The following is a 13,738-nucleotide window of genomic DNA, read 5'->3' as shown; positions in this document are numbered from 1 at the left end:
CACCATAGAGCGATCGAGATAATGCCCCATGTCCTATGCCCTATGCCCCATGCCCTATTTCTGATTCTTGATAATATCCTCCAGCTTTTTACCTTGAGGAAGTTCGGTAAAAACGCGATCGCCCGCTTTTGCACCCTCTAAAATCTGAATCTTGTTGCCAATAGTCGATCCAACCGTAACAGCCTTAAACTTCGGCTGCTGTTTCTCATCGGGAACTAGCACACCTGTTTGACCTTTATTAGTCACAATTGCCACCGTCGGCACAACTAAAGCATTGCTCAGCTTTTGACCTACAAATCTCAAATCTACATTCATCCCCGATTGCAGCGACTCTTTGCCCGTATCAATGGCAACTCGCACTTGAAATAGCGTCACATCCCGTTCCTTAACAGCTTCCGGCGCAATTAATTTAACGCGACCTTTAAACACTTTATCTGGATAAGCATCAGCCACTATTTCAACTTCTTGGCCCGGTTTAATTTGACTGATATCAGCCTCCGGGACTTTCGCCAAAACTTCCACATCTCTAGCTAGAGCGACAATCGATGTCGAAGTTGCCGAAGTAGCTTCCGAGGCCGAAGTGGCCGGAGTTACAAAAGCTCCTTGGATGGCGTACCTTTGGGTAATAATTCCCGCAAAAGGAGCGCGAACTTTCGTATCTTCTAACTGCACTTCTTGAAAGCGAACTTGAGCTTGAGCTTCCTCTAATTCAGCTTTAGCTTGAGCTATTTCTTCGGGGCGAGAACCGTTTTCTTGTGCGTCCAATTGACTTTTGGCTTCAGCAACTGCTGCTTCGGCTTTGGCGATTTCTTCGGGACGGTTGCCGTTCTCTACTTGCGCTAATTTGCTTTTAGCTTCGGCAACTTCTGCTTCAGCTTTGGCAATTTCTTCCGATCGCGTGCCGTTTTGCAATTGGTTCAATGCTTGCTGCTCGACTTGCACAGCAGCTTGCAGTTGCTGAATTTGCGACAGCCGATTTTCTTGTAGTTGTTGCAGGCGTCTTTGAGATTCTATTAATTTAGCTTGGGCTGTACGATTTTCTTTAATTAATTCATCGAGTTTATCTTTAGCCAAAGCACCTTCTTCCACTAGCGGTCGATTGCGTTCTACCCTTTGAGCTGTTAATTCGGCTTGGGCTTTACTCGAGTCAATTTGCGTTTGTGCTTGGGCAATTTCTTGTTTGACACTGCCGGTTTGAGCGTCTGCTAAACGAGCTTGAGATTGGGCTAAACGAGCTCGCGCTTGGCTGACTTCTTCAACGCGACTGCCGGCTCGCAGTCGCTGCAACCCTGCTTGAGTTTGCTGCAAGCGGGCTCTGGCTCCTGCAACTTCTTCAACGCGGCTGCCGGCTTGGGCTTGCGCCAGACTGGCTTCGGCTTGATCTAAGCGCGCTCGGGCGCTGGCGATGTCTTCCAATCGATTCCCGGCTTCAATTTTGGCGAGTTTTGCTCGCACACTGGCTTCGCGGGCTTTAGCTTGAGCTAGTTGAGCTTCTACATCGCGACTTTCCATGCGGGCAACGATTTGTCCTGCTTCGACTTTATCGCCCTGTTCGACAAATAATTCTGCGATCCGGCCGGAGCCTTTGGGGCTGAGATTCACGCGCTGTACGGGCTGCACCGTCCCGCTGGACGTGATCCGCACCGTGAGGTTTTGCGCTTCCACCGGCACTGTCATAGTGGCGATCGCATCTACTTTGGGCTGCGATCGACTTTTTGCTACATATATAGTGGTCGGTACAGCTAGCAACCCGGCTGCAACCAACCCAATCGCCCACCGCTGCGGTTTGCGCGCGGGTTTCTTCGGAGAGTGCTTTTGGGCGGTTTTATTATCTGCAATTTTGGTCTCTGCGGCCTTGGTGTCTAGAGTCTGAGAATCTTCCACTTTGACCTGAGCAGTTTCCTTTTTAGGGCTAACGATCATACCGACTCACCTAATTTAATCTCAGGATTACCTTAAAGGTAAAATTTTTGCTGATGCTTGGCATCGTCTTTCAGACTCATCCGATCGGGTGAATTTAAAAAAGTTCCCCAACCAGCACCTGTAAACAATTATAGCTAATTTTTGCAAATTATTAAAAAATGTTAAGTTTTTTCAGCCTAAAGAGGTGGGCGGGGCGAAAGTTGGGACAGTAATCGGCGGGGCGATCGCGCTTTTCGCGACGATTAGTCTGTATTTTTCCAGGGGCTATCGCTTCTCAATCTCCCATCACCAGGGAAATGCGATCGCACTTCTCCGATCGTAAATGCGATCGTATACAGTAGGCGTTTCACCATCGCCCTTCTCCCCACAAAAACGCGATCGCACTCCTGTAAATCAAACAAAAAGCGATGTCTACGACGGGCTTCGCCTACGCATTACAAGATCCGTAATCGCACTAAAACGTAGAGTGGGTTAGCGAGAGCATAACCCACCCAGTTTAATGATAGGGGTGGTGCGTTACATTGCATTAACGCACCCTACGAAGACTAGATCAAGTGAGTATGAGCTTTGGAAAAATGGAATGACGATGGCAGAAGGAGATCGCACTAAGTTTCTTTCTTTGGGTTCGGCAAAGCACTTTACTACTCGTGAAACATACTTAGTCTGGTCAGATTCTGACTTTTTCAGGCCTAGGCCTTTAGATGTGCGCTTCCTGACGTAATTCTTTATTCCTGCGTCGCACGTACACGAACAGATCGACTAAACTCAGGCCTATTTCTTTGCATATTTATTACCCTTACCGGATATATACCCATTCTTTTGGATATACATTGTTCTTTAGCGCTAGCCTGTAAATCTTCTATTTTTACGTCTATTCCGCCCGCCCTGTCGGTGATATAAAGCAATTTTAGGTTCCCCACTAAGTTATCAGTTGTCTGGAAGCAAAGCGTTGTATTCCTCATATCTTTTGGTCTTAAGTCCAATGTCTCTTGAGGACCGAGAGTCTTCTCTCCTAATAAAATCGTTTCTGCTAAGGCTGTATCGGCGAAACCACAAGAGATTCCAACAGCAGCGATTAAAACCGCTGGTAGTTTTTTGACAATACTCATACGACAATACCTTATTTGTTGAAGTTTACGTTGATTAGTGGTTTTCTCTGACCACTACCTTTAGGTAGACGTTGCCCAACCCCAACTTGGGAATTTTTCGAGTTAGCAGCAATTTTTATCCCGAAAAATTCACTCTCAACCCCCAGAAACCTTCCTGCCCTTACCTTTCAACCGCCGCAAACTCTTCTCAACCTCCCCACGCGCCGGATACAACAACTGCTGACTCACCGCACTTTCAAAAGCCTGTATCGCCCCCAACTTATCCCTCAATCCCACCAAAGCTCTCCCTAACCAGTAATCAGCTATAGCCGGATTAAACTCTCTCAATTCCTGACATCCCTCACCGGCAACTTTCCACCAGCGCTGACTAGCCCCAACATCCCCCAGCACCCGGTAACTCTCCCCCAGCCACAACGCGACCGGCACGAATTGCAGAGAAATTCCGGCTGGTAACAACTCCCATCCTTTCTCCAAAGCCTCCACTGCTTCTCGATGTTTTCCAGCTAAAGCCAACACCCGCCCATGACGAAACCAAGCATCAGCTAACTGGGGCTGAAGTTTCGTCCCTTGCTCAGAAACACTACATCCTCGTTCAATTTCTTTGAAGTGTTCCACCAACACCCGCCCCGCAGTCGCCCAAACACTCCAACGTTTAGGAAACCGTTTCAGCATCTGTTCTACCACAAAACGCAATTCTTCCCAGCGTTTGGCAGCCGGTAAAATTTCACACAATGCCCGATAAATTTCACAATCATCGGGATACAGTTGATAAGCATTCGCCATCATCTGTGCCGCTTTTTGATATTCTCCCGTGTCGAACAAGCACCGCCCATAGTGATACCAACCATAAGGATGATTGGGGTGTTCGGCGGTAAACTCTGCTAACACCTCCACACCTTGGGGCCAATCGCCTCGGAAAATGTGATAATAGGCAAGACAATTGTGAGCCTCAGCTCCATGAGGAGCTTGTAGCAGTAAAGAGGTAATCATCTTTTTCGTCAGTTTCCCCTCTTCACAAGAAACCAATCTCTTCTGAAAACGTTGCTCGATTTGTCGTTGCAGTACCCTAAAATCATTGGGAAATAAAGCTATAAGCTTGCTCAACTGCTCTGTTGCGGCGCTCATATCCCCCACCGCCAGCAGCGCATCATGGCTGTAAATTAACGCCACAACATCATCTGGGTTGATTGCCAAAATTTGCTCCACAGCATTTTAGCAGGCCAAGATGATTTTCTATCTGCTGATGCACCTGTGCCAAAGCCAGCCGGTGAACTATTTTTTCAGGTTCTAAACTAGCTGCTAAATTAAAGGCAATTATTGCTTTCTCACTCTCACGCTGACAAACTGCAATCAATCCCTTGATATGATGCTGAGTCGCTTCGTTTTCGGAACAAAATAAGGCTTTTTCAGAGACTTCTATTGCCTCTTTTTCTCGTTTCATTAGCTGCAATATTTTCCCCAGTTGCAGCCGCACACCCATTAATTTTGGTTGTCGCTCAATCACTTGATGATATTCTGCAACCGCTTCTTGCCAATCTCCCATTTGGTAAAGTAAATTAGCCAGTTCTAATCTTTTTTTCCATCCTTGGGGATATTTCTGAACATACTTACTTAAGGTGGTCAATTTCTGCTCTTGTCTAGTCGGCTTTTGTTCTAAGAACAGGTGAACATTCATCTCCAGCCCAGAGGATTCGCAGAACTGCACCAATGATGTGGTAAAGTGTCCAGACATAATTTAGACTGGCTTCTTTTTGAGTTTGGGTATTTTTGGGATTTAGTCTGTGTCGTAAATAAAAAGCGATACCGCCCTTCGTAGCGTGCACTACGACAAGCTGATCGCTTTTTCTTCAAGTTTTTGAACACTGAAATGGAGCAGCACTAAGTTGGTAATGTCCCCAAGGTCAAAGAGATTTCACTCTCACGCATTATGGATTATTTTACCTTTACATTCTTCTTGCTTCATCAAATATATTGTTTAGCTCATCGGAGTCCTTACGGTTGGCAGATTCCAATGTATCGTCTGCCCAAACTGTTAGCAGTCTAAAACATAGCTTAACTGATAACGCTTTTTGAGTGTTGCAGTGATCAAATAATCTTGTCTTCCTGTCTGCTGGATTCTTCCATATCTCGTCAAATGCTCTGAACGTCTCATATCCCCCAGGTACTCTACTCAGCATATCCCTGAACTGACCAGCAATTAAATAAGTATCTGGTGTTAAATTTAACTGCCTAGATGGAATACTTTCCACAGGAAGTTTTACCGTGTCTGACTGAAACTTTCCAGAAGTAATCGTATTGGTAGCAGCAAAGCTGCTGACTGAGGTAGATGACCACAGGAGACTTGCCACGAGTGCGATCTGGATTTTGCGGGATGTACTCATTTTTTGTTAAGAAAGATGTAACTAATGCCTGGACTCTAAGCGGTTTTCTCTGACCGCTTATTTATTAGTTAGACGTTTTCCCACCCCAATTTGGGAATTTTTCGAGTTACGGGCAAATTTTCTATCCAAAAATCTCCCCTAAAACGCTAGAACCCTTGCTCATCTTAGCGTTTAGCCGCTGCAATATTCTCTCAACTTCCCCACAGGCGGGATAAACAACGGCTGACTCAACGCACTTTCATCTCCAGACTAGAAGAGTAGTAGAGATGTAGGAATGATGGGGTAAAGTTTCCAGACATAGTACGGTGACTTGATAGCTAATTTCTTCATCGTGGCTTTTTGGGGGAATTATTGATTCGCAATTGCATTCTGGTTGAGATTTTTCTGGTAAAGGAATTACCAATTTTAAGGCGGGCGAGGAAGAATTTAAAGAAGTATCATCTTCACCTGCCAGATATTTGATTAAATGCCTTCGCAGAATACGTCCGGCTTTTCTCACGCATTTGCGGACGTTTTGTTCAGAGAATGGCAAGACCTTGGCAATATCTTGATAAGATTTATTTTGGTAGTAGTATAAGACAAAAGTATCGCGGAGTTTGGGAGGCAAGGATTCAATTTTCTGGTGGATATATGCCCGCAACTCTAAGTCTAGAATATTAGAGTCAGGGAATCCTACCCGAGAAGCAAATGCTGGATAACCTTCAAATTTAATATCGTCTATGTTTTCAATTGCTAGTGCTTCTCGCTTGCGTTTTCGATGCACATCCATGCAGAAATTATGGATAATTCGAGTTAACCAAGCTTGCGGATATTTAATTTTACTTCTATAGTTTTGCCATTCATTCCAGGCTTTAAGCATTGCTTGACTCAGTACCTCTTCGGCATCGATTGGGTTCGAGTTCATCCACTTGAGACAGCAACGGTAAAAATGAGCTTGATGCACCTGCCATTCCTGCCAAAAATCTGAGTTTATTTCTTCAGGCTCATCCCCCTGGATTGATGGAGGAACCGATCGAGAAGATGACCTGATTCTCTGAGATCTATGGGTAGTAATTTCCATTTATGTCGATCTTAGATATTAGAGAATTACTTTAGTTGCTCAGATTATGTCTTATTTACTCAAACTAAACAAGCCCAGGAATATTAATTATTATTAAAAAAATTCAATGGACTGACGCAGAAGATATCCGCCAATCCTTTTAAAAAGCTTAAAAGCCCCCTTTTTTAGCTAGGCCTTACTCACATCTTTCTTAAAAAAATTAGGCTGGACATCCGGGGGGGAATGGGTACAAACTAACTTCCATGTAGCAGCAATGCCATGCAAACGTTGCCAGCCTCGCCAGAGGGTCAAGACACCCGGTTCATCCAAGGCCGTTTCGGGGCAACCACGGGGGGATTGCCCCTACGGAAAACGTGGCTTTTGTAGGGGGTAGTACCCCCGTGCCTACCCCCCCACTAACCATCGAATGGGCATTTCAGCAATCGGGGCGATTCCCTAGGAGATAGCTTCGCTTCACGTGGGGGGTTTGCCCCTACAAAGAATGAAACCGCCCTGGGTGATGGGGGTGCGATCGCAGTTAGGATCGAGGGCGATCGGCGCCGAAAAAACTGCTCAACAGGTTAAAATGTTTTCCAAATCCCCTTAAAAATGGAAAATAAAAACAATGAATCGTCCTCAAAGCGTTACAGTTCTGGCAATCTTGCAGCTAATTAGCGGCGTATTCAGCCTCCTTGACGGCTTGTTCATCTTACTTTTTGCCGGCATTTTTGGCGGTATCGGTGCGGCTGTCGGCGGCACGAAAGTTGGCACTGTAATCGGCGGCTTCATTGCAATTTTTGCTGCGATTAGTTTTATTTTAGGTCTCCTCTCCTTACTCTTAACTTGGGGTTTGTTTCAACTCAAAAATTGGGCTTGGACTGGAACATTAATTGTCCATATCATCGCCACCCTCGCGCAAATTGCCAAAATGTTGGGCAGCGGCGGTACAGCAGTCAATTTTTTAACTCTGGGTTTTGCAGTAGCTAGCATTTACTACCTGCTGCGGCCAGATGTTAAACAAGCATTTCGTGTTTGATTTCCTTTTCATTAACGGTACTGAATTCTCGGATCTAAAAAAGCATAGGAAATATCAACCGCCAGATTAATCAGTACAAAAGTTACAGCCACAAAAATTACTCCTCCTTGGACTATTGGGTAATCCCGTGTCAGAATACCGCTATAAATCCAAGAACCAATTCCCGGCCACGAGAAAATCGTTTCAGTCAGAATAGCGCCGCCTAAAAGAGTGCCGAACTGCAAACCGATAGTTGTGACGATCGGCAAAAACGCATTTTTCAAAGCGTGTTTCAAAATCACCCAATATTCCGGCAATCCCTTAGCCCTCGCAGTGCGAATGTAATCTTGAGAAAGCACTTCCAGCATTGCAGAACGAGTGATGCGAGCTATAATAGCCAGAGGAATAGTTCCTAAAGTCAAAGCTGGAAGGATTAAATGGGCGATCGCATCTCGCAAAGCAACCAAATCCCACCTCAGCAAAGAATCCACAACATAAACACCCGTAATCGACTTAAAACCAAACCCCAAATCTACACTAATCCGCCCGCTTGGAGGCAGCCATTTCAAATAAACAGCAAACAAATAAATCAACATCAATCCCAACCAATAAACTGGCAAAGATACGCCAATTAACGAACCACTCATGGCGAGATTATCCAGCCAGCTATTTTTCCGCACAGCAGCCAAAATCCCCGCCGGAATTCCGATAAAAAGTGCTACCAACATCGCCACTACAGACAGTTCAAAAGTAGCAGGCCAGCGACTTCTAATTTCATCAATTATCGGAATACCGCTAATAATACTATTTCCCAAGTCAAAGCGAAGTAAACTCCATAAAAAAGCCAAATATTGCAAAGGTAAAGGCTGATTTAAACCTAATCTCGCTTTCAAAATTTCCACCTGTTCGGGAGTTCCCCGTTCTCCCAAAAGCACTGTGGCTGGGTCTCCCGGTATCAAATGCAAAAATATAAATACTAGCAGAGTGATTCCGAAAAGGACTGGCAATAGTCCCAGCAAACGTTTAACAATATATTGAAACATCAGTTGCTCTCATTCACCTTGCAAATTTGCCAAAATCCGATCGACCGTTTCTTCTACCGTTAGATGGGTTGAATCCAGCCAGTAGCCAAGGCGAGGAGTTTCGGTACGGAGAATGCGATCGAAGGCATAAACCATTGTTTCGTTGGCATATCCGGTTTTCGTTCTTGCTACATCCCGTGCCGCTACAACTTCTGCATTGGGACACAGAACGATCGCGGACAACGGCACATCGTGGAAAGTGGCAAGTACCTCAGCCAGTGCCGAACCAATGATGATGTCTTGATAAACGACCGTAAAACCAGCCTGGAGGTAGTGTCGCGCTGCCATTGCTGCCAGGTTATACCGCAGTTGAAGCTGCTGATATGCCTCTGCTGACAAATTTAACGTCATTTCCGCCTGTCCATTCACAATCATGCGACGAAAGATATCGCCGCGAAGGTGGACACTTTTGGGCAACCGTTCGGCAAGTGATTGGGCCACACTTGATTTTCCGGCAGCCATATTCCCGGTAATCAAAATAATTTGTGGCTGATGATTTGCAGGTTGCTGATTGCTCTCCATACCGTTTGTTAAGGTAAATTCATGTAAAGTATGATAACCCCGGAGAGGTGTCTCGATCTAAACTCTCAATTTTTGCTCACTTCCTCAAAAGACTCAGAACCCAAAGGACTCGGAATCCAACCTTGAATATTCTTGCGTTTCCCTAAAAGCGGCTGCGAATGTACGATCGGCAAACGCACAGCTTCCTCGTACAAAATATCGCTAACTTCCTCATTAGATATGAGATTTGAGATGTGAGAAGAAGAATAAAAATTGAAAATTAAATTTATGTAAAGTATGAGGAACCAAAGAGAAGATATTTTGAGCGACAGTGACATACTTACGCACATACTTACGCAGACATAGGCTGTTGTAAAATAGATTTTATTTGGGCTGAATCTTGCAGGCGATCGCACTAGCACTAGATAAAAACGAGCGATCGCACTTTTAACCGGAATATACGCATTTTGTGACATAAATGAATTTGTGAGGTGTATTATGCCTTCCTCAACAATATCAGCAAGCGCGATCGCAGATGCCGTTGCAGGTACAATCCCTGAAACCACACTGGCTATTGGAAAACTAGCGCCTAGCTTTGAATGGCTCAAGCAATTCGGCACACCCAATGACGATCGCTTCCAGAGCGCAGCACTTGACAGTGCAGGCAATGTCTATCTGACAGGAAGCACCTTTGACCCTTTGAGTGGCACCAATCCAAGTACAAATGCCTGGGTAGCCAAATATGACAGCAGTGGCAGTCAGTTGTGGCTCAAGCAGTTAGGGGGCAGTAATAACTATCCCAGTGAAGTGACTGTTAATAGTGGTGGCAATATCTACCTGACAGGAAGCACTGCTGCCGCTTCACCACTGGGATCTTTTGACAAATACGACGCTTGGGTAGCTAAGTATGACGGCACAGGCAGCCAGTTATGGCTCAAGCAGTTCGCTTTAGGAAACTTTGATGACTTTCCCTCAGATCTAGCTGTGGATACTGCTGGCAATGTCTACCTGACAGGAACAAGTGGCTATACAACTTCAGGTGCAGGTGGAGGCCCCAAAAGCGCCTGGGTAGCCAAGTATGACGACAGTGGCAACCAGTTGTGGTTGAAGAATGTCAATTCTGACACCCACGACATCTCCGATGGCATAAAAGTGGACAGCAGTGGCAATGTCTATCTGACGGGCACAAACTATAACTTTTCAAAAGGCTATCCACCGGATGTTCACACCTGGGCAGCCAAGTATGACAGCAATGGCAATCAGTTGTGGTTGAAGGAATTCCCGACTGCTGACTCTGACTACCGAGAAATCACAGCCCCCTCAGATTTAGCGGTGGATAGCGCTGGAAATCTCTACCTGACTGGAGAAACCAACGGCTCTTTGGGAAGTCCCAATGCAGGCAGTGAAGATATTTGGGCAACTAAGTACGACAGCAATGGCAATCAGTTGTGGCTCAAGCAATTCGGGACTGCTAAATCTGACTCCCCCTCAGACTTAGCAGTCGATAGCGCTGGTAATGTCTACCTCACGGGCTCAACCGAGGGCGCTTTGGGAGGCACCAATGCAGGCGGTCAAGATATTTGGGCAACTAAGTACGACAGCAATGGCAACCAGTTGTGGCTGAAGCAATTCGGGACTGCTGAATCTGACTCCTCCTCAGAATTAGCACTCGATAGCGTTGGCCATCTCTATCTCACGGGACAAACTAATGGCGCTTTGGGAGGTCCCAATGCAGGCGGTCAAGATATTTGGATTGCTAAACTCGGCACAATCACAGAGGTAGTCACACCAACGCTGACACCAACACCAGTAACAGCACCAATACTAATATCGACGCCTACTCCCACAACAACGCCGACGCCTACTTTCACACCAACTCCTACGGCCACACCAACGCCCTCAATCACTCCAACGCCCAATCCTACATCACCACCAACGCCATCTGTCACACCGACACTAACGCAGTCCAATTCTGATCCAATTATCGGTACTGATGGCGACGATTTCCTTGCAGGCGATCGCAGCAACGATACCATCAGTGGCAAACAGGGAAATGATACTATCAGTGATCTTGATGGCAATGATGGAATGTATGGTCATCAAGGTAATGATTTTCTCGAAGGTGGTAATGGGGATGATAGCCTTTACGGTGGCAAGGGCAATGATACTTTGCTTGGCAATAACGGTGAGGATGTTTTATTTGGCGATCGCGCTTCTGACAGTCTCATTGGCGGTGAAGGGAATGATACTCTCTACGGCGGTAAAGGAAATGATACCCTATTTGGCAGCTTGGGAAATGATTGTTTAATTGGAGGTTTGGGGAGCGATCGATTCCTCTTAGGACTTGATGCTGGAACGGATACCATTTTAGATTTTGAAGACGAGAAAGATTTACTCACACTTGCTAGCAGTATCACCTTCTCTCAATTAGCAATTACTCAAAGTAACAGTGCAACTTTAATCCGGTTTGTACCAACAGGAGAAATCTTGGCATCTCTGAGTACGATATCGGCGAGTCAAATTAATGCTGCCGACTTCACTTTCCTCTAAAACATGACTTACCCATAACCTCTATCTGTAGGGTACATCTCGCTCTAACTTCTCAATTTTTGCTCACTTCCTCAAAAGACTCCGACCCCAAAGGACTCGGAATCCAACCTCGAATATTCTTGCGTTTCCCCAAAAGCGGCTGCGAATGTACGATCGGCAAACGCACAGCTTCCCCATGCAAAATCTCGCTAACTTCCGCATAAATTTTCGCCCTAGCTGCTTTATCCCCACTCGCCCTCCCCCGATCCAAAAGTTCCAGAACTTTCGGATTTTTCCAATTTCCCAAATCCGCCGTCGAACCCGGCCCGAAGTGAGGATAATAAAAATTGTCTGGATCGCCATAATCTCCCGTCCAACCCATCATAAAAGCTTGAAATCCCGGAGGCTTGAGCCGATCGGCTAAATAAGCAGACCAATCCTTTGTCAGCAATTTTACCCGAATCCCGATCGCGCTCAAATCCGCCGCCAAAGCCTCAGCGATCGGCTTCGGCGTGGGAAAATAGGGACGGCTGACAGGCATATACCACAAATCCAAATCAAAACCGTTCGGATAACCGGCTTTCACCAGCATTGCTTTAGCTTGCTGTGGGTTAAATTCATAATCTTTAACTTGATCAGACGCCGCCCAATTCAGCGCAGGGGGGATAAATTGGGAATCATGTTTTCCGAGTTCTCCCCAGAAAGCTTGGACTATTGCTGGCTTGTTAATTGTTTGGGCGATCGCCTGCCTGACTTCTGGTTTTGACAAAGGTTCGTAAGTCGGATTTAAGGCTAAATAACCGACATTAAAAGAAGGTCGCACAACAGCTTCTAAATTAGGATCTCCCTGAACTTCTTTGAGTTGATCCGGCGTTAAATCCACAGTAAAATCAAGTTGTCCTGCTCGCAACTGAGCGAGTCTCGCCGCCGGATCATCAACAAAACGAATTAGCAATTGATTGACTTTTGGCGTGCCAGTTTTCCAATAATTAGGATTTTTCTCCAAAACTATGCGATCGCCAGATCGCCATTCCTGAAACACAAAAGGCCCCGTACCCACAGCCAGCGACCCCGGAGTGCCGTATTTAGCACCAGCTTTTATCACCGCCGCCGGACTCGCCATCCCGAAATAAGCGGAACCTATCGCCGACGGAAAAGCAGCAAAAGGTCGATTCAAAACAAATTTAATTGTAGACTTATCAACAACTGCCACATCTTTTACTAAAGAATCTGTTTCTCCCTTAAACCCGCCAAAAAAATTTTTCCAAATCGGATAATTCTTGCCCGCTTCTCGAAAACCGTTAGGATTTTTGGCATCCCACCAGCGATCCACATTAAACTTAACAGCTTCCGCGTCAAAATCCGTACCGTCGTGAAACTTTACCCCAGAACGCAACTTAAAAGTCCAAGTTTTACCATCTTTAGAACTTGACCATTCAGTAGCGAGACTCGGCTCAAGTTCCACAGTTCCCGGTTTAAAATCAGTCAAGCGATTGTAAATTTGATCGATAACAATCACCGAATTGCCATCAGTAATATTTCCCGGTTCCAGATTGACCGGCGGCCCGCCCGCACCGTAAACTAAAGCCCCAGCCGGAACCGCAGCAGGAGTTGGCCCAGTTGGAGAATTATTGCTAACCGTGTTTGAAGGAGTGCCGCAATTTGATAAAATTACAGCCATTCCAAAAACTATACTTAATAAAACTAAACGCCAAGCTTTTAACAATCTCATTTCAATAGCTCCGATTTAATATGAAATTTTACTCATATCAATAAATTCTAATTTGCTCTTTCTCTCCCCTCTGTGGTCTCTGCGGTTCATTTAGTAAATTCTATATTAACAACCCATATAAATTAACAAACCAAATAGAGCAGCCTAATGATATCATGCTGGATGGCAAAATCTCAACCCACGCATTTACATTAGGTGACGTAACCAGCATGAAAGCCAACGTTTTCGCCCCAGCTAGAGGGGTCATTCGATTTTCGATTTTAGATTGTAGATTTTAGATTTCCTCCATGAATCTGGGGGGAGCCTAAACATTCCTTTTCACACCCAAAATATTTTTGAATATCTGCATATAATACCAATTCTCCAAAATTATGCTACAGTATTTAGTGCCGATAGAATATAATCCCATCCCGTGATAGATGCGATT

Annotated in this window: 13 protein-coding genes; 2 read left to right on the top strand and 11 right to left on the bottom strand. The window is 45.5% G+C overall.

Annotated features, from left to right (window positions below; genetic code table 11):
- Positions 1–54: 54 nt before the first annotated feature.
- The 7 genes from QUA10_RS21165 to QUA10_RS21135 form a co-directional block, all read right to left on the bottom strand.
- Entirely contained in the window at positions 55–1,923 is a 1,869-nt protein-coding gene (locus tag QUA10_RS21165) for an efflux RND transporter periplasmic adaptor subunit (RefSeq protein ID WP_333084458.1), read from the bottom strand.
- 242 nt (positions 1,924–2,165) lie between these two features.
- A complete protein-coding gene (locus QUA10_RS21160) occupies positions 2,166–2,324 on the bottom strand; it encodes a hypothetical protein (RefSeq protein ID WP_333084457.1) in 159 nt (52 codons plus the stop codon).
- Positions 2,325–2,648: 324 nt separating this feature from the next.
- Entirely contained in the window at positions 2,649–3,032 is a 384-nt protein-coding gene (locus tag QUA10_RS21155) for a hypothetical protein (RefSeq protein ID WP_333084456.1), read from the bottom strand.
- Between the two features lie 135 nt (positions 3,033–3,167).
- Positions 3,168–4,226 (bottom strand): tetratricopeptide repeat protein, encoded by a 1,059-nt coding sequence (locus QUA10_RS21150; RefSeq protein WP_333084455.1) that lies wholly within the window; start codon positions 4,224–4,226, stop codon positions 3,168–3,170.
- A complete protein-coding gene (locus QUA10_RS21145; RefSeq protein ID WP_333084454.1) occupies positions 4,207–4,764 on the bottom strand; it encodes a tetratricopeptide repeat protein in 558 nt (185 codons plus the stop codon). Before QUA10_RS21145 ends, QUA10_RS21150 begins: the two co-directional genes overlap by 20 nt.
- A 211-nt stretch (positions 4,765–4,975) precedes the next feature.
- Positions 4,976–5,413 (bottom strand): hypothetical protein, encoded by a 438-nt coding sequence (locus QUA10_RS21140; protein WP_333086360.1) that lies wholly within the window; start codon positions 5,411–5,413, stop codon positions 4,976–4,978.
- Positions 5,414–5,651: 238 nt separating this feature from the next.
- A complete protein-coding gene (locus tag QUA10_RS21135; RefSeq protein ID WP_333084452.1) occupies positions 5,652–6,473 on the bottom strand; it encodes a sigma-70 family RNA polymerase sigma factor in 822 nt (273 codons plus the stop codon).
- A 604-nt stretch (positions 6,474–7,077) separates the two neighbouring features.
- Between QUA10_RS21135 and QUA10_RS21130 the strand changes: the two genes are divergently transcribed.
- On the top strand, positions 7,078–7,488 hold the full coding sequence (locus QUA10_RS21130; protein ID WP_333084451.1) for a hypothetical protein: 411 nt from the start codon (positions 7,078–7,080) through the stop codon (positions 7,486–7,488).
- 11 nt (positions 7,489–7,499) lie between these two features.
- Here QUA10_RS21130 and QUA10_RS21125 read toward each other — a convergent pair whose 3' ends face one another.
- The 3 genes from QUA10_RS21125 to QUA10_RS21115 form a co-directional block, all read right to left on the bottom strand.
- Entirely contained in the window at positions 7,500–8,510 is a 1,011-nt protein-coding gene (locus QUA10_RS21125; protein WP_333084450.1) for an ABC transporter permease, read from the bottom strand.
- Between the two features lie 9 nt (positions 8,511–8,519).
- Complete coding sequence (locus QUA10_RS21120; RefSeq protein WP_333084449.1) at positions 8,520–9,071, bottom strand: AAA family ATPase; 552 nt, start codon at positions 9,069–9,071, stop codon at positions 8,520–8,522.
- A gap of 65 nt (positions 9,072–9,136) precedes the next feature.
- Entirely contained in the window at positions 9,137–9,526 is a 390-nt protein-coding gene (locus QUA10_RS21115) for a hypothetical protein (protein WP_333084447.1), read from the bottom strand.
- Positions 9,527–9,548: 22 nt separating this feature from the next.
- On the opposite strand from QUA10_RS21115, the gene QUA10_RS21110 reads away from it, so the two are divergent.
- The gene (locus tag QUA10_RS21110) at positions 9,549–11,600 is read left to right on the top strand and encodes an SBBP repeat-containing protein (protein WP_333086359.1); all 2,052 of its coding nucleotides are present in this window, start codon (positions 9,549–9,551) and stop codon (positions 11,598–11,600) included.
- A gap of 52 nt (positions 11,601–11,652) precedes the next feature.
- On the opposite strand, the gene QUA10_RS21105 is transcribed toward QUA10_RS21110, so the two are convergent.
- Positions 11,653–13,311, bottom strand: a complete 1,659-nt coding sequence (locus QUA10_RS21105) for an ABC transporter substrate-binding protein (RefSeq protein ID WP_333084443.1) — start codon at positions 13,309–13,311, stop codon at positions 11,653–11,655.
- Positions 13,312–13,738: the final 427 nt, after the last annotated feature.

The organism is Microcoleus sp. Pol8_D6 (assembly GCF_036700965.1).
Classification (GTDB): Bacteria; Cyanobacteriota; Cyanobacteriia; order Cyanobacteriales; family Microcoleaceae; genus Microcoleus.
Note: the sequence above shows the minus strand (reverse complement) of the source record. Positions and strands in the feature narration are given on the sequence as shown.

Excerpts from the sequence above, each read along its gene's own strand:
- QUA10_RS21145 (WP_333084454.1), bottom strand. The coding sequence starts at position 4,764 with ATGTCTGGACACTTTACCACATCATTGGTGCAGTTCTGCGAATCCTCT.
- QUA10_RS21140 (WP_333086360.1), bottom strand. The coding sequence starts at position 5,413 with ATGAGTACATCCCGCAAAATCCAGATCGCACTCGTGGCAAGTCTCCTG.
- QUA10_RS21135 (WP_333084452.1), bottom strand. The coding sequence starts at position 6,473 with ATGGAAATTACTACCCATAGATCTCAGAGAATCAGGTCATCTTCTCGA.
- QUA10_RS21120 (WP_333084449.1), bottom strand. The coding sequence starts at position 9,071 with ATGGAGAGCAATCAGCAACCTGCAAATCATCAGCCACAAATTATTTTG.
- QUA10_RS21110 (WP_333086359.1), top strand. The coding sequence starts at position 9,549 with ATGCCTTCCTCAACAATATCAGCAAGCGCGATCGCAGATGCCGTTGCA.
- QUA10_RS21125 (WP_333084450.1), bottom strand. The coding sequence starts at position 8,510 with ATGTTTCAATATATTGTTAAACGTTTGCTGGGACTATTGCCAGTCCTT.
- QUA10_RS21105 (WP_333084443.1), bottom strand. The coding sequence starts at position 13,311 with ATGAGATTGTTAAAAGCTTGGCGTTTAGTTTTATTAAGTATAGTTTTT.
- QUA10_RS21155 (WP_333084456.1), bottom strand. The coding sequence starts at position 3,032 with ATGAGTATTGTCAAAAAACTACCAGCGGTTTTAATCGCTGCTGTTGGA.
- QUA10_RS21115 (WP_333084447.1), bottom strand. The coding sequence starts at position 9,526 with ATGTCACAAAATGCGTATATTCCGGTTAAAAGTGCGATCGCTCGTTTT.
- QUA10_RS21130 (WP_333084451.1), top strand. The coding sequence starts at position 7,078 with ATGAATCGTCCTCAAAGCGTTACAGTTCTGGCAATCTTGCAGCTAATT.
- QUA10_RS21165 (WP_333084458.1), bottom strand. The coding sequence starts at position 1,923 with ATGATCGTTAGCCCTAAAAAGGAAACTGCTCAGGTCAAAGTGGAAGAT.